This window comes from Acidisphaera sp. S103, assembly GCF_009765975.1.
Taxonomy (GTDB): Bacteria; Pseudomonadota; Alphaproteobacteria; order Acetobacterales; family Acetobacteraceae; genus Rhodopila.
Map to the genome: position 1 here is coordinate 75,394 of NZ_LMUJ01000064.1, position 23,303 is coordinate 98,696.

At 63.6% G+C, this 23,303-nt stretch carries 16 protein-coding genes; 6 read left to right on the forward strand and 10 right to left on the reverse strand.

The annotated features are described in order from the left end of the window. Window positions 1-11 precede the first annotated feature (11 nt). A complete protein-coding gene (locus GSQ89_RS22620) occupies window positions 12-827 on the forward strand; it encodes an aspartate/glutamate racemase family protein (protein WP_158929476.1) in 816 nt (271 codons plus the stop codon). 7 nt (window positions 828-834) lie between these two features. Here GSQ89_RS22620 and GSQ89_RS22625 read toward each other — a convergent pair whose 3' ends face one another. Genes GSQ89_RS22625 through GSQ89_RS22640 form a run of 4 tightly spaced genes read right to left on the reverse strand, consistent with a single transcriptional unit; the run spans window position 835 to window position 4,684 of the window. Then, window positions 835-2,421 (reverse strand): hypothetical protein, encoded by a 1,587-nt coding sequence (locus GSQ89_RS22625; RefSeq protein ID WP_158929478.1) that lies wholly within the window; start codon window positions 2,419-2,421, stop codon window positions 835-837. Window positions 2,422-2,452: 31 nt separating this feature from the next. After that, window positions 2,453-3,217 carry an SDR family NAD(P)-dependent oxidoreductase gene (locus tag GSQ89_RS22630; RefSeq protein ID WP_158929480.1) on the reverse strand — a complete coding sequence of 255 codons (765 nt, stop codon included), beginning with the start codon at window positions 3,215-3,217 and terminating at the stop codon, window positions 2,453-2,455. 29 nt (window positions 3,218-3,246) lie between these two features. Beyond that, window positions 3,247-3,708 carry a tripartite tricarboxylate transporter TctB family protein gene (locus GSQ89_RS22635; RefSeq protein ID WP_158929482.1) on the reverse strand — a complete coding sequence of 154 codons (462 nt, stop codon included), beginning with the start codon at window positions 3,706-3,708 and terminating at the stop codon, window positions 3,247-3,249. Between the two features lie 4 nt (window positions 3,709-3,712). Further along, entirely contained in the window at window positions 3,713-4,684 is a 972-nt protein-coding gene (locus GSQ89_RS22640; protein ID WP_158929484.1) for a tripartite tricarboxylate transporter substrate binding protein, read from the reverse strand. A 108-nt stretch (window positions 4,685-4,792) separates the two neighbouring features. Between GSQ89_RS22640 and GSQ89_RS22645 the strand changes: the two genes are divergently transcribed. Both GSQ89_RS22645 and GSQ89_RS22650 read left to right on the forward strand, forming a co-directional pair. Beyond that, window positions 4,793-6,295, forward strand: coding sequence for a tripartite tricarboxylate transporter permease (locus GSQ89_RS22645; RefSeq protein WP_158929486.1), 1,503 nt, complete (start codon window positions 4,793-4,795; stop codon window positions 6,293-6,295). 37 nt (window positions 6,296-6,332) lie between these two features. Continuing rightward, window positions 6,333-7,145 carry an aspartate/glutamate racemase family protein gene (locus tag GSQ89_RS22650; protein WP_158929488.1) on the forward strand — a complete coding sequence of 271 codons (813 nt, stop codon included), beginning with the start codon at window positions 6,333-6,335 and terminating at the stop codon, window positions 7,143-7,145. A 132-nt stretch (window positions 7,146-7,277) separates the two neighbouring features. Here GSQ89_RS22650 and GSQ89_RS22655 read toward each other — a convergent pair whose 3' ends face one another. Both GSQ89_RS22655 and GSQ89_RS22660 read right to left on the reverse strand, forming a co-directional pair. Beyond that, window positions 7,278-9,008: a response regulator gene (locus GSQ89_RS22655; RefSeq protein WP_158929490.1), complete on the reverse strand. Its 1,731-nt coding sequence runs from the start codon at window positions 9,006-9,008 to the stop codon at window positions 7,278-7,280. A gap of 5 nt (window positions 9,009-9,013) precedes the next feature. Beyond that, window positions 9,014-15,301, reverse strand: coding sequence for a HAMP domain-containing protein (locus GSQ89_RS22660; RefSeq protein WP_158929492.1), 6,288 nt, complete (start codon window positions 15,299-15,301; stop codon window positions 9,014-9,016). 704 nt (window positions 15,302-16,005) lie between these two features. On the opposite strand from GSQ89_RS22660, the gene GSQ89_RS22665 reads away from it, so the two are divergent. Then, a complete protein-coding gene (locus tag GSQ89_RS22665) occupies window positions 16,006-17,220 on the forward strand; it encodes a sigma-54-dependent Fis family transcriptional regulator (protein WP_254073320.1) in 1,215 nt (404 codons plus the stop codon). Here GSQ89_RS22665 and GSQ89_RS22670 read toward each other — a convergent pair. Next, window positions 17,196-17,534, reverse strand: a complete 339-nt coding sequence (locus GSQ89_RS22670) for a hypothetical protein (protein WP_158929494.1) — start codon at window positions 17,532-17,534, stop codon at window positions 17,196-17,198. The genes GSQ89_RS22665 and GSQ89_RS22670 overlap by 25 nt on opposite strands. A 622-nt stretch (window positions 17,535-18,156) precedes the next feature. Between GSQ89_RS22670 and GSQ89_RS22675 the strand changes: the two genes are divergently transcribed. Both GSQ89_RS22675 and GSQ89_RS22680 read left to right on the forward strand, forming a co-directional pair. After that, complete coding sequence (locus GSQ89_RS22675; RefSeq protein ID WP_256367340.1) at window positions 18,157-18,813, forward strand: phosphoribosyltransferase family protein; 657 nt, start codon at window positions 18,157-18,159, stop codon at window positions 18,811-18,813. Next, the gene (locus tag GSQ89_RS22680; RefSeq protein WP_158929498.1) at window positions 18,800-19,552 is read left to right on the forward strand and encodes an HAD family hydrolase; all 753 of its coding nucleotides are present in this window, start codon (window positions 18,800-18,802) and stop codon (window positions 19,550-19,552) included. Before GSQ89_RS22675 ends, GSQ89_RS22680 begins: the two co-directional genes overlap by 14 nt. Here the strand turns inward: GSQ89_RS22680 and GSQ89_RS22685 are convergent. The 3 genes from GSQ89_RS22685 to GSQ89_RS22695 are packed head-to-tail and all read right to left on the reverse strand — an operon-like array spanning window position 19,453 to window position 23,075. Next, entirely contained in the window at window positions 19,453-20,745 is a 1,293-nt protein-coding gene (locus GSQ89_RS22685) for a glycosyltransferase (protein ID WP_158929500.1), read from the reverse strand. The two genes, GSQ89_RS22680 and GSQ89_RS22685, sit on opposite strands and share 100 nt — an antisense overlap. 3 nt (window positions 20,746-20,748) lie before the next feature. Continuing rightward, window positions 20,749-21,780: an acyltransferase gene (locus tag GSQ89_RS22690; protein WP_158929502.1), complete on the reverse strand. Its 1,032-nt coding sequence runs from the start codon at window positions 21,778-21,780 to the stop codon at window positions 20,749-20,751. After that, window positions 21,777-23,075 (reverse strand): hypothetical protein, encoded by a 1,299-nt coding sequence (locus GSQ89_RS22695; protein WP_158929504.1) that lies wholly within the window; start codon window positions 23,073-23,075, stop codon window positions 21,777-21,779. Before GSQ89_RS22695 ends, GSQ89_RS22690 begins: the two co-directional genes overlap by 4 nt. Window positions 23,076-23,303: the final 228 nt, after the last annotated feature.

A 23,303-nucleotide genomic window follows, 5' to 3' on the forward strand; every position in this document is an offset into this window, starting at 1 on the left:
GGAACAAATCGATGGCCATACGAATCTGGCACCATAGCTTCACCGTGCTGGAAAAACTGCCGGCCTACGCGGACGGGCTTGCGCAGCATTTCCGCAAACTGGCGCGGCCGGACACCGAGGTGGTCATGCACGGCATGCACCCCGACACGTACCAGACCAACTACCCGGGCAACGACATCCAGTACGCCTACTTCCAGACACTGCACAGCCAGCAATTCGTGCTGGGCGCATTGGAGGCTGAGCGGCAGGGTTACGACGCCTTCGCGCTGATGACGCTGCCCGAACCGTCGATCGAGGATATACGCGCGATGGTGGACATCCCGGTCATCGGCTATGGCGAAAGTGCCATGACGGCGAGCGTGATGGTTGGCCGGCGCTGCGGCGTGCTGCTGTTCATTCGCGAAATGATCCCGATGATCGAGCGCAACGCCCGCCGCATCGGGCTGGGCGATCGTTTTGCCGGCGCACACGATGTCGGTTTCACGTTCAACGATGTGCTGGCGGCCTATGACAACGCCGACGACCTGCTGGAACGTTTCCGGCAGGCGGCACGCCGCCTGATCGCCCAGGGCGCCGATGCCATCATCCCCGGCGAGGCGCCGCTTTGCCTGCTGTTGGCGCGACACGGCGTATCGGAGGTGGACGGCGTGCCGGTGATCGATGCCCTTGCGGCGACGATCAAGGCGGCGGAAACGGCGGTCGATCTGCGGCGCTCGAGCGGTTTGGCGCCGGCAAAGCGCGGGTATTTTGGCGCCAGGCCGCCGCGCGAGCGGGTGCTTGAATTGCTCGATTTTTACGGTATCGGCCGGCTGCGCAACGGCGGCTGACCCGGTATTACAACGCCTGCCACTGGCCGCGCGAATAGCCCCAGGGTAGCGCCACCATGGACTGCGGCCCGGCGCCCCCGGCCACCACGATATGGACGTCGGCGGGCGATCGTGTCACCGGCAACTGCGTCAGTGCGTCCATGTAGCGCGGCCGGATTGCACCCACGCCCCGCCCGCTGACAAGCTGCCGGGCAATGCGCGCCATATTGTGGATCGCTTGCGCAAGGTCCTGCCGCGTCCAGTTGGCGCCAGTGAATACAGCGGCGTGTTCGGGGTTGAGGAAGACCAATAGCTCGCCCGGAATGAAACTGTTGTTGGAGCACAGTGACACCGACGCCTCGGCGATCGCCTCGCACAGAGCCTCCGGCGTCAGCAGCAGGTTTTCCAGGACGTTGCGCGGTGCTTCCGCTTTCAGCACGAACACGCCCGGCTTTCCGTCCCCGAGTTCGCTCGCCAGGGACGGCCATGGCGTCCCGAAATGGGCCTCCGCCGTGCAATAGGTAAATTCCGCCGACGAACCGAAGATGGTCAGGTCCGCCTCACCCGGGCGGGCGCCGAACAGGTGCAGGACACTCAGTGCAACGGCACGTCCGACACAGGCGTTGCCGCGATGCCCTGGTCCCAGACAGCCGGCACCCGCCGACAGCCCGTAAGCTGCCGGATCGACCCCGGACAGAACGATCGCGTTGCCGGATGGATGCGTGGTGATCGCGGCCTGCGACAGGCGGTAGCCTGGCTGGGCCATCGCGCGCAGCGCGGCCAGCACGACCGGAAAGCCGCGCGGCGGACAGCCGGCCATGACGGCGTTGGCGGCGACGTCACGCACGCGCAACAGGCGCCCCGAGGTCAGCGCCGGCCCATACACCACCGCATCCGGGTCGGACTCGACGGTCGCCAGATGTGCCGTGACTGCCGCCTGGGTTGGTGGGATCAACGGCAGCCCATCACCGATCTCCGCCTGTTCAGCCCAGTCCTGGAACGATGCCATATCCGAGGCCGCACTGGCCCATTGCCGAACGGCCTCGGCGGGATAGGGCGACGCCTGTTCCGCGGTTGTCGCAACCACGTTGCCGGTCAGCAGCGCGCGAATGCTCGGCATCGTCGCCGTGATCAGCGCCACCGCCTTTTCGGGACTGTCGGTCCGCACGAGGTCCAGCACGACCACCTGCAACCCCGGGGCACGCGCTTGAAACATCGCCCTTGCCAGCCCGGCCCCGAGCGGTGTGGCCAGCATGGCGGTTGGAATGCCGCGCCGTTCCAGGGCGATGCTCAGCAGCGCGGTGTGCGCTGTGACGCCGGCATCGGCCAAGGCCAGGATGCAGGCCTCCGGCTGGTGCGCGGCGATCAGGTTGTCCGCGATACCGTCCACATCGGCGTCGTCGACCCGCAGCATGTTGATCGTCGCGTGTGCCCAGGCGGCTTCCGCCGCGCCCGAACGCAGTGCGTCGGCCACAACGGCGTAGGCCCCGACACCCAGTTTGCCGTTGTCCAACAGCAGCACACGCCGCCCTTCCAGGCCGGTCAGGCGCGGTGCCGGCCGCACTGGCTGACCAGCCAGGATGCCGCGTGGATCGATCAGGTCATCCGTGCTCATGATCTGGGTTTATCCGTTACGATTTTCCGGTTCAGTCGCACCAGGCGCCGCCGTTGACGTCCAACACCTCGCCGGTGACGAAGCTTGCGGCCTCGCCGGCCAGGAACGTCACGGCGTCGGCCACCTCCACGGCGGTGCCCATCCGGCCCACCGGGATCAGGCCACGCAGCGTGTCGGGGAAGTTGGTCGTCATCGGTGACGCGATCGGTCCCGGCGCCACCACGTTGACGGTGATGCCGTCGGCCGCCAGTTCCTTCGCGAAGTAAAATGTCATTGCGTGGATGCCGGCTTTCGACGCGCCATAGGCGACATTGCCGGCGCGCACCTGTTCCGACGGATCAATCCATGGCCGGGGATTGCCGCCATTCTTCCCCAGGATGGAACCGATGCTGACGATGCGCCCGTAACGGCGTTCGCGCATCGGCGCCACGACCGCCTGGGTGCACAGAAAGACGCTCTTCAGATTGTGGTTCAGTACGCGGTCCCATTCCGCCTCGGGCAGTGTCGCCGCGGCGCCGTGCGAACTGACGCCGGCCACGTTGACCAGGATGTCGATCCGGCCGAACGCCACCAGCGCCTGGGCGACCATGGCATTGACCGAGGCAGTCTGCGTCACGTCAGCCAGCACCTCGACCGCCTCCCTGCCGAGTGAGCGCACTGCCGCGGCCGTCGCCGCGGTGCTGTTGCGGTCGGCGAGGCACAGCGACGCGCCTTCTTGCGCAAAGCGTTCGCTGATGGCGCTGCCAAGACCGCCGGCCGCACCGGTCACGATCGCCACTCTGTCACGCAGTCGCATCGGTTTGTCCTCTTGCCGGGTATGGTTTGTTATCCGCCGAACCAAGCCCCCACGGGGAATGGCAGCGTCAGCAGCCTGGCGAACACCACGTAGACCAGCAATGTCACCGTCGCGGGCACGCCGAACAGAATACCCCAGGACCGCTGGCGCAACAGCCAAAGCTGCACTGCGACATAGACGAACGTCGCGGGGAAAAAGCCGACCAGCGTCCATGACGCGACATAGGCGGTGCACAGGGCGATCGTGACCCACAGGACGACCGGACCGCCTGCCGTGTCGGGCACGACCGCGGGGGTGCCGACGCCCCCTGCCCCGGCCCGCGCGGTTCGCCAGTCGTTCGCTGCCGAGGTCAGCAACAGCAGCGCGATGGCCGCGATCAGCACCTGCGAATAGGCCAGCGGGTAGTGCAACGATCCGTCCATGCCCAGCGTCGCAAGAAAGCCGATGGCGAACGCCACGCCCATGATCAGGCCGCCCGCCGCACGCAGCACGTTCCTAGGCCTTGTGCTTGATGTTCATGCCAAGCTGGGTGAACAGCTTGTCGAACTCGGCGTATTCCGCCATCACCGCGGCCCGCGTCGCGGCGGGATCGAGGTAGTCGACTGTCAGTTCGACCTTGGCGAAATCCTGTTTCAGGGCCGGATCGGCCATCGCCTGCTTCAGCGCGGCGGCCAGCTTGTCCTGCACCGGCTGCGGCGTCGCCTTCGGCACCGCGATCGAACGCCACACGCCCGTGGTAACGTCGTAGCCCAGTTCGCGGAACGTCGGAACTTCCGGAAAGAAAGCGGATCGTTCCGGTGCCGCCATCGCCAGCACGCGGATCCGCTTCGCCTGGTACAGCGGCATCACCTCCTGCGTGTTGTTCACCGAGAAATCGAGATGGGCGCCGAGCACCGAGGCAATTTTCTCCGCGCCGCCCTTGAAGCCGGGAACGACCTTCGCTTTGGCGCCGGACAGCGCCAGGAACAAGGCTCCGCACACGCTGGAGCTTGGCCAGCTTGCCTCGATCCCGGTGGAGATTTCGCCTGGCTTCGCCTTCATCGCATCCACGAGGTCCTTCAGGGTCTTGAACGCGCTGTCGGCGTTCACCACCAGCATGTTCGGCACGAAGCTGACCTGGCCGATGAAGGCGTAATCGTCCGGCGTGAAGCGGACGTTCGGCACCAGCCAGGGCGACGCGGTGATTGCCGGGCTGACCATGGTGATGGTGTAGCCGTCGGGCTTGGCGAACGCGCCCACGGTATAGCCGGTGATGCCGCCGGCGCCTTCGCGGTTCTCCACGATGACGCGGGTGCCCAGCGTCTTCTCGTAGTAGGGTTGCAGGGCGCGCGCGTTGATCGACACGCCGCCGCCGGGGCCATAGGGCACGATCATGGTGACCGGACGGGACGGATAGTCGTCCGCGCGGGCGATGTGGGACACGGCCAGCGCACCCGTGACGCCCAGCAGCAGGCTTCTTCTTTGCATCCGGCCCTCCCAGCCCAACCGGTGCCTCGATTTGACAGGCTTCGGTCGGCGCCTACCATAGTTGCGCGGCCAACGAACGACAACACGCAGGGGGAGCACGCGGTCGGCATGGAGCATCTGATCGCGCAAGGCTTCCTGCACGTCTTCACGCTGGGCAATCTGGCCGCGATGGTGTTCGGCGTCACGATCGGCATGATTTTCGGCGCGATCCCCGGCCTGTCCGGCGCCACCGCGATGACCATGCTGCTGCCGCTGACCTTCGTATTCCGAGCCGATACCGGCGTGCTGTTTCTGATCGCGATTTGGAATTCGGCGGTGTATGCCGGATCGATCGCGGCGATCTGCCTGAACATTCCCGGCAACGCCGCGGCCGCGGCCTGCGCGATCGAGGGGCATCTGTTGGCGCAACGTGGCCTGGCGCGCCGGGCACTGCGGGCGTCTATTGTCGGCGCAACGATCGGCGGGTTCGCCGCGGCGGCCGCGCTGATGCTGCTGTCGCCACCGCTCGCGGCGATGGCACTGACATTCGGGCCGGCCGAGATGTTCGGACTGGCGTTGTTCGGCATGGCCGCGGTGGTGTCGCTGGCGTCCGGCTCACTGGTGCGTGGCACCATTGGCATGCTGATCGGACTGCTGATCGCCAGTGTCGGTACCGCGCCGAGCGGCGACATTCGGCTGGTGGTGACGCCCGACCTGATCAATGGGCTGCCGATGATCCCGACGCTGGTGGGATTCTTTACGGTCCCGGTGCTGCTGGAAATGGTGCTGCACCGGCGCACGCGGGTGGCGGTGAACCTGGCCTCGCTGGATCAGCCTGACACGTTCCTGCTGCGTCTGTCGGACTGGACGACGCACTGGTTCACCATCGCCAAATCGGCCGTGCTGGGCGTGTTCCTGGGCGTGGTGCCCGGGCACGGACCCACCATCGCCAGTTTCATTGCGTTTGGTGAGGCTCGGCGTACCGCGAAGCCCGGACATGAGTTCGGCCGCGGCGACATTCGCGGCGTGCTGGCGCCGGAGACGGCGGCCAACGCGGCGGTGTTCTCGTCGCTGGTGCCGGCGCTGACGCTGGGGATTCCGGGCAGCGTCGACGCGGTGATCGTCATGGCGGCGCTGACCATGCACGGGATGATCCCCGGGCCGATGCTGCTGCAAAGCAGCGGCGACGTGCTGTACACGATCTTCGCCGGCGCATTTGTTGCCAACACGCTGATGCTGATCTTCGCTCTAACCTGCGCCCGCCTGATTGCTCGTGTCACGCGCGCGCCGCTGGCGATCCTGGCGCCGATCATCATCGTGTTCGCGATGGTCGGCGCCTTCGCGGTGAACGGCGATATGTTCGATGTTTACGTGGCGCTGGCCACGGGGCTGTTCGGCTTCGCGCTGCGCCTGCTGCGCGTGCCGTTGCCACCGTTGTTGCTCGGCTTGATCCTGGGCGGGCCGATCGAGACCTACTTCCTGCAGGCAACGGTGCTCTACAACAGCATCTGGCAGGCGATGACACGGCCGATCTGCGCGGCCCTGGTGCTGCTGACGCTGGCCACGATCGGCTACACGCTGATCAAGGAACTGAAAGCGAGATCGCCTGAGGCCGAAGGCCGGAAGGCGTGAATCACGCGAAAAACTTACAGGCTCGGAGGAAGCACGCATGAAGCTGTGGTATCAAAGCATGTCCCGGCAAACGGAATGGGGCGGCTATCCGCGCGTGCTGCGCGAGATCCTCGATCGTGTGCGCGACCCCGATACCGAGATCCACGTAGCCGGAATCACGGAAATCGGCGGCACCGGCGATCAGTTCCGCTACCTGGAATATCTGGAAACCGGGGAGGTGCTGAAGAACGTGCATCGCGCGGTGCGGGAAGGTTTCGATGCATTCCTGATTGGCAACATCGCCGATCCCGGCCTGCACGCGGCGCGGGAGATCGCCGATATCCCGGTGCTGGGATTATGCGAGTCAGCGATGCACATGGCGTGCATGATGGGGGCGAATTTTTCGTTCGTGACGATCAACGAGAAATTCACCCCGCGCATTATCGAGAACGTGGCGCGCTACGGACTGCGCGAACGCTTCGTCGGCGCGAACCGCATGCGGATCGAGCGGATCACCGATCTTGGGCCGGGGTTCGACAATCCCGAGGCGCAGGCTCGCATCCTGGCACAGTTCAATGAGGCGGCCCGCAAGAATACCGAAGCGGGCGCCGAGGTGGTGATCGCCGCCGGCGGCGTGGTGATGGCGTTGCTGGCGCATGCCGGGGTTTATGAAACCGAGGATGGCGTGCCGATCCTCAACGGCATCACCAACCTGGTGAAGCTGGGCGAAGCGGCGGTGAAGCTGAACCGCATCATGGGCGGGCGGTTCACCTCCAAGAAATGCGTCTATGCCCCGCCGCCGCCTGACCAGATCGAAACATTCCGTAAATTCTACGGGGCGGACATCTATCCGACCGTGAAAGCGCCCTGACAGACGGCAGGATCGCCGCCGTAACGGCCACTTCGTGGTGTCCCGAGCATGGCGTCGGATGGTCGCCCTAGAACGTTTTGTTTGATCGCATGATTCACGCGCTCTGGACGTTCCGCCCAGCGCGATCATGCTCTATGTCCGGCTGGCCTGGCCGGCCAAAGCCGCGGGCACGTCGAGCACGACATCCCGGGAAAACCGATGATTTTCGGCCCCGGAGACGGGGAAAATCTCCTTGCTTCGCCAGGCTTCCTCGATGCAGGCGGCCAGTTCGCTTTGCAGATAGGGCTTGGCAAGACGCTGAAACGGTTGACCCTCGGCCGACGTCTGTTCCGCGAATCCGGAGGCGATGATGATCGGAAGACCGGGCCGCTGATGCCGGGCGGTCGCCGACAGCTCGAGTCCGTTCATTCCCGGCATGGCGTAGTCGGCGATCAGCAGCTCCACTTCCAAACCGGTCGCCAGAAGCTGGAGCGCCGCCATACCCGATTCGGCTGTGGCCACGCGGTGGCCCAGGTCCTCCAGCATGGCCGCGGAACTGGTCAGGACCAACGGGTCGTCGTCAACGAGCAAAATCTGTCTCGAAATAGGGGAAGACGGCTTGCTGACCGTGATTGTGCGCGGCGCATCCAGGTGCATCACGTCCCCCATCGGAAGCCAGAGACGGATCGATGTTCCTTGTCCCATCCGGCTGTCGATCTGCATGGCTCCGCCTGACTGCATCATCAAGCCCTGCACCATCGACAGTCCGAGACCCGTCCCTTTTCCGACCCCTTTCGTCGTGAAGAACGGCTCTGTCGCGCGTTTCAACGTCGCCTCATCCATGCCGGTTCCGGTGTCGGTGACGGTGATGCTGACATACGCGCCCGACGACAACCCGGAGAGCGGGTTCGCCGTGGCCTCACGTTCCGCGGAGATCGTAAGCTGGCCTTCGCCGTCCATGGCATCCCGAGCGTTGAGCGCGAGGTTGAGGATCGCCAGCTCCAATTGATGCGGATCGACCATGACCGATGGAAGGCCGGGTGCAATATCGATGCTGACGTCGATCTGTGGACCGAGGGAGCGGCGGACCATGTCGCTCATCCCCTCCAGCAGGGTCTGCAGGTGAACCGGGGCCGGTTTCAGTTCCTGCCGGCGGGCGAAGGCGAGCATACGGCGGGTGAGCGACGCGCCCCGGCTGGCGCCGGCCAGGGCGCCGTCGATCAGGCGATGAAGGGCGGGGTTGTCCGGAATTCGTTTTCTCAGCAGTTCCAGATTGGCCGAGACCGCCGTCAGCAGATTGTTGAAGTCGTGCGCGACGCCGCCGGTCAACTGGCCGATGCTTTCCATCTTCTGCATTTCGTGGACCTTGGCGAGCGCGGCCTCACGTTCGCGGGTGCGTTCCTCGACCCGCTGTTCCAATTGCGCGTTGGTCTGGGCCAGTTCGCGGGTGCGTTCGGCGACGCGGTTTTCCAGTTCGGCGTTCAGGCGTTCCAGTTCCCGCGTCTTGCGATAGAGTTCGGCGAAGACCTTGACCTTGGCGCGCATCAATTCGGGGACCAGGGGTACGGGTAGATAGTCCACTGCCCCGGCCTGATAGCCGCGCAGCCGGTCAGGGTCGGTCAGGTGAATGGCGGACACGAAGATGATCGCGGTGCGACGAAAACGCGGATGCTCCCTGATCATCGCCGCCAGCTCGAAGCCGTCGGTTTCCGGCATCGATACGTCTGTCAATACAACCGCGACCTCGGTCTTCAGCAGTATCTCCAGCGCCGCTCGAGCTGACCCGGCCTTCAGCAGGTTTTCGCCAAGCTCCTCCAGGATCACCTCAAAGCTGAGCAGCTTGGCGGGCTGATCGTCGACAAGAAGGATATTGACTTTTTCCATGGTACTCACCGATGTAGCCAACTGCGCAGCGCGGACAGAAGCTGCTCCGTATTCACCGGTTTCGCCAGGTAGTCGGAGGCACCGGCTTCCAGGCACTTCTCGCGATCGCCCTTCATCGCCTTGGCGGTCAGGGCAATGATCGGCAGGCGGCGGAAGTCGGCTTTTTGGCGGATGACCCGCATCGTTTCATAGCCGTCCATTTCCGGCATCATGATGTCCATCAGCACGATGCCGACACCGGGCGTGTGATCCAGCAGGTCGATCGCCTCGCGCCCGGTGGTGGCGGTCAGGACGTGCATGCCGCGGCGTTCCAGCACGCTGGACAGCGCGAAGATGTTGCGCGCGTCGTCGTCGACCAGCAGCACTTTCTGGCCGATGAGGTTTTCGTCGGAACTGTGCAGGCGCTGCAACATGCGCTGCTTGTCGGCCGGCATGTCGGCGAAAACCCTGTGTAGGAACAGCGAGGTTTCGTCGAGCAGGCGTTCCGGCGATTCAACGCCCTTAACCACGACACTGCGGGCCATGGTGTGCAGCGTGGCGTCTTCCTCGGGCGACAGTTCGCGGCCTGTGAAGACAACGACCGGCATGTCGGCGAGACGGTGATCGTCCTTGATCCGTTCCAGGATGTCGAAGCCGGTCATGTCGGGCAGGCGCAGATCAAGCACGACGCAATCGGGCGGCGAGCCGGTCATCAGCGCGATGGCTTCCTCGCCGGTTGCCGCCGTGACGATGTCGGTGTCGTCGTCGCGCAGCAATTCGCTGATGCCCAGACGTTCGCCGGCGTCGTCCTCGACGATCATCAGTTGCTTGCGGCGCGGGCGGGTGAATGCGGTGATGCGGTCCAGCGCCTGTTCCAGGCCGACGGTGGTGGTCGGCTTGCTGATGAAGCTGAACGCGCCGCGTGCCAGGCCGTGTTGGCGGTCTTCGTCCAGGGTCAGCATCTGCACCGGGATGTGCCGGGTGGCCGGGTCCTGTTTCAACTGGTTCAGCACGGTCCAGCCCAGCATATCGGGCAGGAACACGTCCAGCGACACGGCCAAAGGCTGGTACTCGCGTGCCAGGGATAACGCTTCCGCACCGCGGGACGCTACCAGCACCTTCAGATCGTGATCGTGTGCCAGGTCGGCCAGGATGCGCGCGTAATGCGGATCGTCCTCGACGATCAGCAAGGCGTGTTCACCCGGTCCGATCGATAGCCGGTCATCGGGCACCCGTTCGGGAACCAGTTCCGGCGCCAGCACCCGCATCAGTTCGACCGATGCCTCGGCCGCGGCAGATTGTTCGGTTGCCGTCATCGGCACGGGCGCGCGCGGTCCGACATAGGTCAGGGGCAGGAACAGGGTGAAGGTACTGCCGACGCCCGGCTGGCTGCGAAGCTGGATCTCGCCGCCCAGCAGGCTGGCAAGTTCGCGGGAAATCGCCAGACCCAGGCCGGTGCCGCCGTATTTGCGGCTGGTCGAGGCATCGGCCTGCTGGAATGCCTCGAAGATGATGCGCTGTTTGTCGGCCGGAATGCCGATGCCGGTGTCGCTGACCTCGAACGCGACCACCGATGGCGCCTGCCGCAGGACGGCGTTGTCGGCAGTCCATCCCGTCGCCGCGGTGAAGACGCGCAGGCGGACGCCACCCTGGGAGGTGAACTTGAACGCGTTGGACAACAGGTTTTTCAGCACCTGCTGCACGCGTTTGGAATCGGTGGTGATCGTGCGCAGTTGCGGCTCGACGAGTATTTCGAAGGACAGGCCTTTGTTTTCGGCTTCGTGACGGAACGGCCTCGTCACGGTTTCCTGCAGCGCGACCAGGGGAATTTCCTCAACGTCGACGGAGACGGTGCCGGATTCGATCTTCGACAGATCGAGAATGTCGCTGATCAGGTTCAGCAGATCGGTGCCGGCGCCGTGGATGGTGCGCGCATATTCGACCTGGCGTGACGTCAGGTTGCCGTCGAAGTTATCCGTCAACTGCTGGCCCAGGATCAGGATCGAGTTCAGCGGCGTGCGCAATTCGTGCGACATGTTGGCGAGGAATTCGGACTTGTACTTCGATGTCAGGGCGAGTTCGGTGGCTTTTTCTTCCACCGCTCGTCTGGCCTGCTCGATTTCCTGGTTCTTGCGTTCGACTTCGACGTTGCGTTCGGCGAGCTGCTGCGCCTTCTGTTCGAGCTGTTCGTTGGTCTGCTGCAATTCGCGCTGCTGGGTTTGCAGTTCGATCGCCAACTGTTGCGACTGTTTCAGCAGGCCCTCGGTCTGCATGGTGGCTTCGATGCTGTTCAGCACGATGCCGATGCCGCCGGTGAGCTGTTCCAGGAACGCCTGCTGCAGATCGGTGAAGCTGCCGACGGTGGCGAGTTCGATGACCGCCTTGACCTGGCCCTCGAACAACACCGGCAGCACGTAGACGCTGCGCGGGGTGGCTCTGAACAGTCCGGAACGGATCGGTGTCGCATCGGCGGGAACGTCTGCGATCAGCATGCGCCTTCCGTCCGCGGCGCATTGGCCGATCAGGCTTTCGCCGAAGGCGAGGCGTTGCGCATGGCCTTCCTCGCCGCCGTCAGCGAATGAGGACAGTAGTTTCAGCGTCACACGCGCATCCGGATGATCGGCATCCACCAGGTAGATGACGCCGTTCTGGGCCTCCACCAGCGGCGCCAGTTCTGCCAGCAGCATGCGGCCGACGGTCGCCAGGTCGCGCTGGCCCTGCAGCATATTGGTGAAGCGGGCGAGATTGGTTTTCAGCCAGTCCTGCTGGGTGTTTCGCTCCGTCGTCAGGCGGAGGTTGTCGATCATCGTGTTCAGGTTGTCTTTCAGCTCCGCCACCTCGCCGCGGGCCTCGACCTGGATCGAGCGGGTCAGGTCGCCCTTGGTGACGGCGGTGGCGACCTCGGCGATGGCGCGCACCTGGGTGGTCAGGTTGGCGGCCAGCAGGTTGACGTTGCCAGTCAGGTCCTTCCAGGTGCCGGCGGCACCGGGCACGTTGGCCTGGCCGCCGAGCCGGCCTTCGACGCCGACTTCGCGGGCGACGGTGGTGACCTGGTCGGCGAAGGTGGCCAGCGTGTTGGTCATGTTGTTGATGGTTTCGGCCAGCGCCGCGACCTCACCCTTGGAGGTCATGGTCAGGTTCTGCTTCAGGTCGCCGTCGGCGACGGCGGTGACGACCTTGACGATGCCGCGCACCTGTTCGGTCAGGTTGGCGGCCATGACGTTGACGGTGTCGGTCAGGTCTTTCCACGTCCCGGCGACGCCGGGGACTTGCGCCTGGCCGCCCAGCTTGCCCTCGGTGCCGACTTCGCGGGCGACGCGGGTGACTTCGGAGGCGAAGGCGTTGAGCTGATCCACCATCGTGTTGATGGTGTTCTTCAGTTCGAGGATTTCGCCCTTCACGTCCACGGTGATTTTGCGCGACAGGTCGCCGCGGGCGACGGCAGTGGTGACCTCGGCGATGTTGCGGACCTGGGTGGTCAGGTTGGCGGCCAGCAGGTTGACGTTGTCGGTCAGGTCCTTCCAGGTGCCGCCGACGCCGGGAACGACGGCCTGGCCACCGAGACGGCCTTCGGTGCCGACTTCGCGGGCGACGCGGGTGACTTCGGCGGCGAAGGACCGAAGCTGCTCCACCATCGTGTTCAGCGTTTCCTTCAGCAGCAGGATTTCGCCGCGCACGTCCACGGTGATCTTCTTGGACAGGTCGCCGTTGGCGATGGCGGTGGCGACCTCGGCGATGTTGCGCACCTGGCCGGTCAGGTTGGACGCCATGAAGTTGACGTTGTCGGTCAGGTCCTTCCAGGTGCCGCCGACGCCGGGGACGACGGCCTGGCCACCCAGCTTGCCCTCGGTGCCGACCTCGCGCGCCACGCGGGTGACTTCGGAGGCGAAGGCGTTCAACTGATCCACCATCGTGTTGATGGTGTTTTTCAGTTCGAGGATTTCGCCCTTCACGTCGACGGTGATCTTGCGGCCCAGATCGCCTCGGGCGACGGCGGTGGTGACTTCGGCGATGTTGCGGACCTGGGCGGTCAGGTTGCCGGCCATGGAGTTGACGTTGTCGGTCAGGTCTTTCCAGGTGCCCGCGACACCCGGAACCTGGGCCTGGCCGCCCAGCTTGCCTTCGGTGCCGACCTCGCGGGCGACGCGGGTCACCTCGCCGGCAAAGCGGTTGAGCTGATCGACCATGGTGTTCAGCGTTTCCTTCAACTGAAGGATCTCGCCGCGCACATCGACGGTGATCTTGCGGGACAGGTCTCCGCCGGCGATGGCGGTGGCGACTTCGGCGATGTTGCGGACCTGGGCGGTGAGGTTGCCGGCCATGGAATTCACGCTGTCGGTCAGGTCCTTCCACGTGCCGGCGACGCCCGACACCTGGGCCTGGCCGCCGAGACGGCCTTCGGTGCCGACCTCGCGGGCGACGCGGGTGACTTCGCCGGCGAAGGCGTTGAGCTGATCGACCATCGTGTTGATGGTTTCTTTCAACTGCAGGATTTCGCCGGAGACGTTGACGGTGATCTTTTTTGACAAGTCACCTTGCGCCACGGCGGTGGCGACTTCGGCGATGTTGCGGACCTGGCCGGTGAGGTTGCTTGCCATGGAGTTCACGCTGTCGGTCAGGTCTTTCCAGGTGCCGGCGACACCGGACACTTGCGCCTGACCGCCGAGGCGGCCTTCGGTGCCAACCTCTCTGGCGACGCGGGTGACTTCGCCGGCGAAACGGTTGAGCTGGTCGACCATCGTGTTGATGGTCTCCTTCAACTGCAAGATCTCGCCGGAGACGTTGACGGTGATCTTCTTCGACAGGTCGCCGTTGGCGATGGCGGTGGAGACCTCGGCGATGTTGCGGACCTGCGCGGTCAGGTTGGACGCCATCGAATTGACCGATTCCGTCAGGTCCTTCCAGGTGCCGGCCACCCCCAACACGTTCGCCTGGCCACCCAGGCGCCCGTCGGTGCCGACCTCACGCGCCACACGGGTGACTTCGGAGGCGAAGGCGTTGAGCTGATCGACCATCGTGTTGATGGTTTCTTTCAACTGCAGGATCTCGCCGGAGACGTTGACGGTGATCTTCTTCGACAGGTCGCCGCGGGCGATGGCGGTTGCGACCTCGGCGATGTTGCGCACCTGGCCGGTCAGGTTGGAGGCCATGGAGTTGACGTTGTCGGTCAGGTCCTTCCAGGTGCCGGCGACACCTGGCACCTGCGCCTGGCCGCCGAGGCGGCCCTCGGTGCCGACCTCACGCGCGACGCGGGTGACTTCGGAGGCGAAGGAGTTGAGCTGATCCACCATGGTATTCATGGTGTCCTTCAACTCCAGGATTTCGCCGCGCACATCGACGGTGATCTTGCGCGACAGATCGCCGCGCGCCACTGCCGTGGTCACCTGGGCGATGTTGCGTACCTGGTCGGTCAGGTTGCCACACATCGCGTTGACGCTGTCGGTCAGGTCTTTCCAGGTGCCAGCGACTCCCGGGACGAGAGCCTGGCCGCCGAGTTTGCCTTCGGTGCCGACCTCGCGGGCGACGCGGGTGACTTCGGAAGCGAAAGAGCGCAGCTGATCCACCATCGTGTTGATGGCTTCTTTCAACTGTAGAATCTCGCCGCGCACGTCGACGGTGATCTTCTTGGACAAGTCGCCGTTGGCGACGGCGATGGTGACCTCGGCGAGGTTGCGAACCTGCGCGGTCAGGTTGGATGCCATGGAGTTCACTGACTCGGTCAGGTCCTTCCAGACGCCCGTTACTTCACTGACCTGGGCCTGGCCGCCCAGCTTGCCGTCGGTGCCGACTTCGCGGGCCACGCGGGTCACTTCCGACGTGAACACGCCAAGCTGCTTGATCATCGTGTTAACGATGTTGGCGGAGCGCAGGAATTCGCCCTCCAGCCCGCGGCCGTCGACTTCGAGCGGGACCGTCTGCAAGAGATCGCCCTTGGCGACGGCGCTGATGGTGCGGGTCACCTCGGTGATCGGCCAGAGCAGGTCGTCGATCAGCGTGTTGACCGACTCTTCCATATCGCCCCAGGCGCCGACGGAGGTGCCGAATTTCACCCGCTGCCGGGTGCGGCCGTTCTTGCCGACGACCTGGCCGACCAGCTTCAGTTGATCGGCCATGCGTTCGTTCGCAGCGACGATTTCGTTGAATGTATCGGCGATCTTGCCGGAAAAACCGGTGCCGTCGCTGCGGAGCCGGACGGAGAAATCCCCCCCGCGCATCGCCTGCAGTGCCGAGAGCAGTTGGTTGCTGTCGATGTCGCCACCCAGATGGCCGTTAAAGGAGGCGACGTCCGCTGAGACAGCCGTCTGCAGTTCCATTGGTAGCTCCTTTGTCGTGCGCTTGGGGGGCCTCATCCGGCGCACCGCTTTGGAGCAAACACCTAAAAGATCGTGACTGTTAACGATAGGCCATTACGCTTTCCGCACGTTCACAAATGGTTGACTTTTTTCAAAGTATCTTGATTTCAAGGGGTAAGAGGTCGCACGGCTTTTATCGCGCTGTCGAGATGGCCGAGACCGACCAGCAAGCGTCGTCGCTCTTCGGCGCCTTCCCCGCGGCCAGACCTGTGCACCGGCTTCTCGGCTGTCAGGCGCGACCACTGGACATCCACACCCGGGCACCCACGTCTTACGGCGTCCCGGGATCGCCCCGGGCATGTGCCGAGGAATTTCCGATGCTTTTTCCAACGCGGGTGTTGCTGATGGCAGTCGTCCTGTCGGCGGCCTCCTGTACCGCGGCAGGCCTTCAGCAGGGGTCGGCGGCTGCGGGAGACCCCAATGTGCCGGGCGCAACCGGTCAAGCCGTCGTTATTGGCTCCAACAGCAGCATGGCGGGTTCGGACCGCATCCACCCTGACTGGGGGTCCGCGGCATTGAATTCCTTTACGGGACGTTAATCTGCCGGCGTCTCAGGCGGCGGGACCGCAAAAGCGTGGGTTTGTGAGCATTGTGTCAGACACCGAGAATTGACTCACGACGCGCCACCAAACGGCCCGATTCTCTGTGTTAGACATGACGCTCTCATGCACGATCATAACCGAACACAGGCTTCACTGATGATGCGGGTGACGCTGGGCGACCTTTCGCGCGTTCCGGTGGAACGTCTTGCGCAACTGCTGTTGGAATGGGCGGCTGAAGATCACAGCCTCCTGAGCCGATTGCACGCGACCGTTTCACTGGCAACCGACGACGGTGCGGTGCCTGCGCATGCGACGTCCACGGATGGCGGTTCGGACATCATCGGTTCCAGCGCCGCCATGCGTCATGTGAACGAGATGCTGGATCGTTACGCCCAGACCGATGAACCCGTGCTTATCACCGGCGAGAGCGGCACCGGCAAGGAACTGGCGGCGCGTGCGATTCATCAGAACTCGAAACGGCACGGCGGCCGCTTCGTCGCGATCAACTGCGCGGCGATTCCATCCAGCCTGATCGCATCGGAGTTATTCGGCTACGAAAAGGGTGCTTTCACCGGTGCGGCCGCCCGTACCAAGGGGCAGATCGAGCACGCAGATGGGGGAACCCTGTTCCTGGATGAGATCGGTGACATGCCGATGGATCTGCAAGCCCATTTGCTGCGGTTTCTCCAAGAGGGGCAAATCGTTCGGGTCGGCGCACGCGAAGCGACCAACGTCAACGTGCGCGTTGTCTCGGCGACCAATGTGCGCCTGCGGGCCGCGATGGCGGAGGGCCGGTTTCGTGAGGACCTGTATTACCGGCTTGGCATCCTGACGCTATCGCTGCCGCCACTGCGTGAGCGGACGGGCGATATCGAACCGCTGGCACGCCACTTTCTTCGGGAGGCCGCCGGTCAGTTCAATCGGAACATAATCGATTTCACCCCGGACGCGATCGACGCTTTGTGCCAGCACCCGTGGCCCGGGAACGTGCGTGAACTGATGTCGGTCATTCGTCGCGCGGTCGTGATGAGCAATAGCCCGGTCATCGCGGCGACCGACTTGGTCGGACTGGCCGACCCGGATCGCATGCCATCCGTGCCGCCGGTGTCGGCGCGACCGCTGCCAGGGTCGGAGGGAGAGCGTCTGGCGCTGATTGGCGCACTTGAACGCACGCAGGAGAATATTGCCGAGACCGCGCGTGAACTGAGCGTCTCGCGGGTGACGCTGTATCGCATGCTGCACCGTCACGCGATATCGCTGACCCGCGGGTTCAAGGCGACGCCAGGCCGGGTTGATCCGAACGATCGCCGGGATCAGGCGGGGTCGTCGAGCGGATAAATCTGCGACAAGGCTTCGGCGAGTGTGCCGTATTGCTGTGAAATCGTGCCATTGTCGCAACGGGCGACGACCCAGGTCCCATCCTGGCCGATGACCATCCAAGCGGCCGTGTCTTCGCCGAACCGGAAGATGCCCAAGATACTATCGGCGACCGCGCACGGCCACGGCCGGGCCATCAGGTCTTCCACCATGTCTATCCCGGCGGGCAGCGCCAGCTTCCGCCAGGTTTGCAGATACACACGCTCCTCCGGCGTCAGCGCGAGAAACGTCGGCGCTGGCAGGGATGGAATCGCCTGGCTTCTGGACGGCGGCATGCTGGCCCCTCGACGGCGCCATCGCCGTTGCCGGGCAGAACCAAGATCAGTGCTGTGGTCACTCATGCGTTGCATATCGCGTACCGAAGTAGATTTCCTCACCTAGGGCATACTAAGCAATTTATGCGCCAAACGTTCATGCATCAAGCAGCAATCCCGCGACGTCTTGATCGTGCAACGCTTTGCCTCCACACGCGAAGCAACTCAGTGTGACTCGCGACGCACCCCTTCACGTCACGGGAGACGTTGTGGCACACGCGAAGGTCAGCCACGGAGCAAAAGCCACGCGCCCACCGCGAGGGCGATCATAAAAACACCGGACAAGACCATGAAAAGCAGTGCCAGGCGCCTAGCACGGCGCCGCAACATGGCTTCCCCTGCCCCATCATCCCGCACGTCCCAGGAGGCGGACTTTTCGACCGCTTTCCTGGCGTCAGCCGCCACATGTGGGTTCCTGACTGGTGTTCCTACTGATTCAGGCCTCATGCGCTCCAGCCTTTGCGTCGGCTGGCACGCTATCACGCGCCTCTTCACGACTGTCAACAGGTTGTGATCGGCGTTCCCCTGCATCGGCGCCGATTTTGCAGCCGCCCGAGTTGTCATCATCGACATCGAGGGCAATGTGGCGCAAATCCAACAAAATCCAGAGTTTACCCGTGTCGACGGGAACCGTTCGTGGTTCGGGCCGGCGCTGCGCACACTGCGGTTACCCGAATTCCATGCTTCGTGTGCCGAGCTCATGCAAATGGTCGAAGCGGACTATGAGCCGACATTGGTGGTGGGTATCCGCACCGGTGGATTGCAAGTCGCGGAGTCCATGGTCCGTGCCGCATCCGCGCCGTTGCCTGTGCTGCCGGTCACCTGCCGACGCGCGGCAACGGGCGCAAAAGCCCGCGTTCCGTTGCTTCGCACGGCGTTGGCCGCGTTGCCGCGTCCGGCACTGGACCTGTTGCGGCGTATCGAACATCGGTTGTTCATCGCGCCGCGCACGCACCAGGCGCGTCCGCAACAGGTCGATCATGCCGAAATCGGTGTGATCGCCGCCTGGCTTGCGAAGCAGCGATCACAATCGCGTATTCTCGTAGCAGACGACGCCATCGACAGCGGCGCCACGCTGGCAACGGTGCTGCGGCTTGTTCGCACCGTGTGTCCTTCCGGAACCGAGATTCGCAGCGCCGTCATTACCCAGACACTGGAACAGCCCATCACGGCGCCGGACTACGTCCTGTTCCATGACACGCTGTGCCGTTTCCCATGGTCGTTCGATGCAGTCGCCTGATCCGATGCCGGTGCTGATCTTCGACCTTGATGACACGATCCTGTCCTGCAACAGCTTTCCGCTTTGGACCCTGTTCCTGATGACCGGACGGCTGCGCGGGGTTGGCGCGAGACGCCGCGCGCTGTTGTCGCTGCGCGCCGCAAGTCTGTTGCTGAGGCGTAAGATCGGGCGACTGAGCCATGACGAATTCCAACGCTGTCTTCAGGCAGCATGGCAGGCGGCAAACGCCGGCCGCGGCCCGGACTTAGCGAGCCACTTCGAGGCGATGTTGTTAGGCCGGGTGCGCGCCAACATGCGACCATGCCTCGACCTGATGGTGGAACGCCAATTGGATGCGGTGCTCGCCACCGCGGCGGCAGCCGATTACGCCGAGGCGTTTGGACGACGCCTGGGGTTCCGTCACGTACTGGCGACGCGGTCCGGCCGTTCGGCTGGTGAGCCGTCCAATAGCGGTACAATGAAACGGCAGAGGGTCGTTGCGTTCCTAGATGACATCGGCTGGTGCGGTCGGCCGCTGATCCTGTTCACCGATCACATCGACGACCTGCCATTGATACAGGCGTGCGGCGTCGTCTGTTGGTTTGGTTCGGCTGAGTCGTTGCCTGTGGTCAATGCGATGGCCGAGGACACAAGGTTCATTCAATGCCGCGACATGACCGACGAACAGTTGCTGGCGACATGCAACGCGCTGTGCGGTTGTCCACCTGTGGGCGCGTTATCGGCGATTACGGCGTCGTAGATGGCGGTCAGTGCCGCCGTGTGCCGGCGGGGATCGGATGGTTTGGCCCAATACGCGTTGTAGGCGGCCGTTCCGACCGCTTGTACCGTATCGGAATCCCGGGTAAACTGGACGCAACGCATCAGGCTGTCGAGGTCGCCGCTACGGAACACCCAACCGGTCGATCCGTCAACGATCCGTTCGGCCGGTGCCGCGATGTCACTGACAATGGCGGGCACGCCACGTGCGGCGGCCTCGGTTACAACGAGTCCGAATGTTTCGTACCACAGGCTGGGAAAGATCAGGCAACGCGCCTGGTCCATTTCGTGTCGAACACCTTCCGGCGTTAGCCAGCCGGTGACCCGAGCGCCGGTTGCCTCGATAGCGGAGCGCAACGGTCCATCGCCCGCGAAGACGATCGGCAGTCCGGTGCGCCGTGCGGCTTCAGCCGCCAGCAGGACGCCTTTTTCCGCGTCGAGACGCCCGACCACCAGAAGGGTGCGGTTTGCGCCGACGTCTACCTTGGGTGATCGTTGGACGTCGATTATGTTGGCGAGTGGATGGAACCGTGCATCCGGCGGCAGGTACGGCCTGAGCAGATCGGTTGATTGTCCCGAGAGCGTTATATAATCCCGCACCGATTTGGGAAAGTGCGCGATGTGGCGCTGCCCAATGCCGCGCACGACGCGATAGGCTTTGTGCATGGGGTGCCGCTTATCGCAGGCGGTGAATGCGCAGGACTTCGACAGCGCGCGCAATCGGCACGGTTCCTGGCGGCGATAATCAAAGAACGCGCCATTGGGACAGGCCGCGAAAAAATCATGCAACGTGCAAATGACCGGTAAACCCGCTCGGTTTGCGATCAACGCGGGCGCCGTGGTCAATGCTTTTGTGTAACCATGTAGGTGCACGATCGACTGTCGCGGATCCAGCGCCGGCATCAGCGATTGCAGAGCGCGGCAGGCGGTTCGATTCCACAGCGTTTGCAACGCGACGAGCGGATGCTGTGCGACGTGCGCGAGTTCGGGCTGATTGAGGCAGATGGTCCTGACGCCGGCGGCATCGAGAGCCTCACAAACCGGCCCGACCGCGCCAATGAATGTGACGTCGAGGCCGGATTGCCGCAGTGCCACGGCCTCATCAATGGCAACGCGACTGGCACCCCCCTGCACATGGCAGAAATCATTGAGTACCACGACAGAACGAACGGTCATGGTTCAGGCCACGCTCGGCATCGCTGGAACACGTCGGCCCAGGCGCATGGCGAGACGCCGGCCAAATTCATTGCCTGGCCGTTCCACCAGGCGCTCCATGATGAACGCAAGCACGAGCACCGAGCATACGATGCCGGACAGGAATGGCAGGGTGTCGTGAAACAGGCCAAGCAGGATCAGGGTTTGCAATATCGGTCCGTGCAGCAGGTAGACACTGTATGACAGGTCCGACTTCAACCGGATCACCGGCGTGCACAGGGCAAAGCTGAAGACGAATGCGCCCACGATCAAAGGCCGAATGCCAGGGGGGATTGGTACCACCAGCGTCCAGGTGACAAGAAACGCCACGGTTATTGCCGCACTGACCCAGGCGGCAACGCGCAGTCGCTGTCCGTAAAGGTAGAGCGCCACGCCGACGACAAAAAACTGCAATTGTCCTGGCAATTGTTTGGCCATCCGTGGATCTCCGAGGTGCAGGGCCAACACGTTGTAGGCGACCGACGCGACGAAGATGAATGCGAGGACCCACCAGCCCAGGCGCCGGGTTGCGACGTAGATCAGCGGCACGATCAGGTAAAAACCGATCTCGATTTTCAGGGTCCACAGGCTGGGGTTGATTCCGGGATTGCTGAGGCCCGACAAGACTCCGCCAATGTCGTATTGCAGGAAATTCGCCATCAGCGCGTTCGTGACCAGGTATCGCACTGTCGATCGCAACGCGCTGAACGGGCCACCCGGCAGCAGCGCCATCATGATCACGGCCTGGATCAGCACAACGCAAAGATACATTGGGTAGAGCCGGAATACCCGCCGAGCGTAAAACGACCACAGGCCATGACAACGTTCGTAGCTGCCGGCGATCAGGAAACCGCTGACCACGAAAAAGCAATCGACCGCGGCGTCAGCCAGGTTGAACGGAAACGATGGATAGGCCGTGCCGGACAGCAACTTGAAATGACCGATCACCACCATGAGCGCCAATAGAAGACGCAACAGGGTGAAATTGTTCCGGGATTCGTCAGTCGCGCGTGTCAATTGACCCTCACCGTACCGTCATGAAACGATTTGGCGATCGACGGCCCGCGGTCGATCGGCTCTCCAGAGAATGGGTTGCTCCATTGGCCGGCGCGGGCCACCTGGTGCAATTGCCACAGCATTCCGGCGGACGCGCCGATGAACAGGGCCGAAACCTGGTCTTCCAGCATCGACAGTGCCGCACCGTACCCGAGATTGAATGCAAGGATCGCCAGCGCGGGGATTGCCATGGACTGGACGTTTCGTGGCAGACGCCGGCCGATCGTTGCGATCCAACCGAGATACAGCAGGCTGAACACGCCGAAATTCGCGTAGAGGAAAACAAACAGATTGTCGGAGGGATTGACGAAGTTGGCGGCGTAGAAGCGTTGCGCGCCTCCAATACCGCCAAGGCCGACGCCGAACGGAAACACCTGATTGTTGGATATCCACTGCCATGCGTCGGGCCAGGTCAGTGTTATCCGCATCGCAAACGATGCCAGGCTGAACACACCACCACTGTCCGGGATGAGCAGGCCGGTGGACATCACCGGCAGCGCGACCGCCAGGATGGCGAATGCCACGCACGCGATGCACAGCAACCGGTAGCGGCTCCAGTACGGTGCGCACAGGATCAGGCTGACCGCGGCGACCGCGACCATCGCACCCTTCTGCGTTGTGAGCGCGACCGCAACTGTCGTCGTCGCCAGAAGCACGAAACGAATCAGCAAACTTCTGACCCTTGGGGCAATGATCAGCACGAGGATCGGCAACATCATGGCGGCGGAAATCGAGCTGCGGGTGAAGCCTGCGGCCCGTTTATCGGGCCCACTGTCGATGTCCCAGCCGCGGGAGACGTCCACCTGGATGCCGCCGACATGGGTTTCCAGCCCCATCCATGGGAAGGTATAGACAAATTTGTCCAATATGACCCCGGTGACCGAAATCACCCAGATTGCAACGAGCAACAGCAACATGCGCCGCGACGGTTGGGTCAGTTGCCGGCCGGCAATGAATCCAAACAGGACGTTAACCAGCAGTTTGGTGCCGTATATCGCCGGAAGAGTGGTGCCGAGGTTGAATGTGGCGATCGCCCCGTGCACGGCGACGATGCCGGCAAAGATAGCGAACGCCGGATGGATATGGTGACGAAATGTCTGCATCACCAGCAACAGCAAGAGCGGCCCTATAATCAGCCCATCGCGCAGCAGGATCAGGTCGTCATGCCCTACACTGTAGAGGCCGTAGCGGATCACGCCTTCGAAGGCATAGATCAGCAGATAGGCGGTCCCGCAGAATGTGAAGAGTGCCTGCATCCCGTCGCTACCGCAACGAGTTCGTATTTGATGGCACAGCGCTTGCTGGGCGGCACCAGCGAGAAATACGATAGGGTTCGAGGCAATGAACAGACGAAATGGCGGCGGCACGGCGATGCTGATTGGGGCGGTACTGCTGGGTGTCCCGCTTCCGGTGCTGGCGTCGCCATACTGTGTCCAGACCCAGGCGATCCCACCGCAATGTATCTACACCGATCCTGCCGCGTG

Excerpts from the sequence above, each read along its gene's own strand:
- GSQ89_RS22620 (WP_158929476.1), top strand. The coding sequence starts at position 12 with ATGGCCATACGAATCTGGCACCATAGCTTCACCGTGCTGGAAAAACTG.
- GSQ89_RS22625 (WP_158929478.1), bottom strand. The coding sequence starts at position 2,421 with ATGAGCACGGATGACCTGATCGATCCACGCGGCATCCTGGCTGGTCAG.
- GSQ89_RS22630 (WP_158929480.1), bottom strand. The coding sequence starts at position 3,217 with ATGCGACTGCGTGACAGAGTGGCGATCGTGACCGGTGCGGCCGGCGGT.
- GSQ89_RS22640 (WP_158929484.1), bottom strand. The coding sequence starts at position 4,684 with ATGCAAAGAAGAAGCCTGCTGCTGGGCGTCACGGGTGCGCTGGCCGTG.
- GSQ89_RS22645 (WP_158929486.1), top strand. The coding sequence starts at position 4,793 with ATGGAGCATCTGATCGCGCAAGGCTTCCTGCACGTCTTCACGCTGGGC.
- GSQ89_RS22650 (WP_158929488.1), top strand. The coding sequence starts at position 6,333 with ATGAAGCTGTGGTATCAAAGCATGTCCCGGCAAACGGAATGGGGCGGC.
- GSQ89_RS22655 (WP_158929490.1), bottom strand. The coding sequence starts at position 9,008 with ATGGAAAAAGTCAATATCCTTCTTGTCGACGATCAGCCCGCCAAGCTG.
- GSQ89_RS22660 (WP_158929492.1), bottom strand. The coding sequence starts at position 15,301 with ATGGAACTGCAGACGGCTGTCTCAGCGGACGTCGCCTCCTTTAACGGC.
- GSQ89_RS22665 (WP_254073320.1), top strand. The coding sequence starts at position 16,006 with ATGCACGATCATAACCGAACACAGGCTTCACTGATGATGCGGGTGACG.
- GSQ89_RS22670 (WP_158929494.1), bottom strand. The coding sequence starts at position 17,534 with ATGCCGCCGTCCAGAAGCCAGGCGATTCCATCCCTGCCAGCGCCGACG.
- GSQ89_RS22680 (WP_158929498.1), top strand. The coding sequence starts at position 18,800 with ATGCAGTCGCCTGATCCGATGCCGGTGCTGATCTTCGACCTTGATGAC.
- GSQ89_RS22685 (WP_158929500.1), bottom strand. The coding sequence starts at position 20,745 with ATGACCGTTCGTTCTGTCGTGGTACTCAATGATTTCTGCCATGTGCAG.
- GSQ89_RS22695 (WP_158929504.1), bottom strand. The coding sequence starts at position 23,075 with ATGCAGGCACTCTTCACATTCTGCGGGACCGCCTATCTGCTGATCTAT.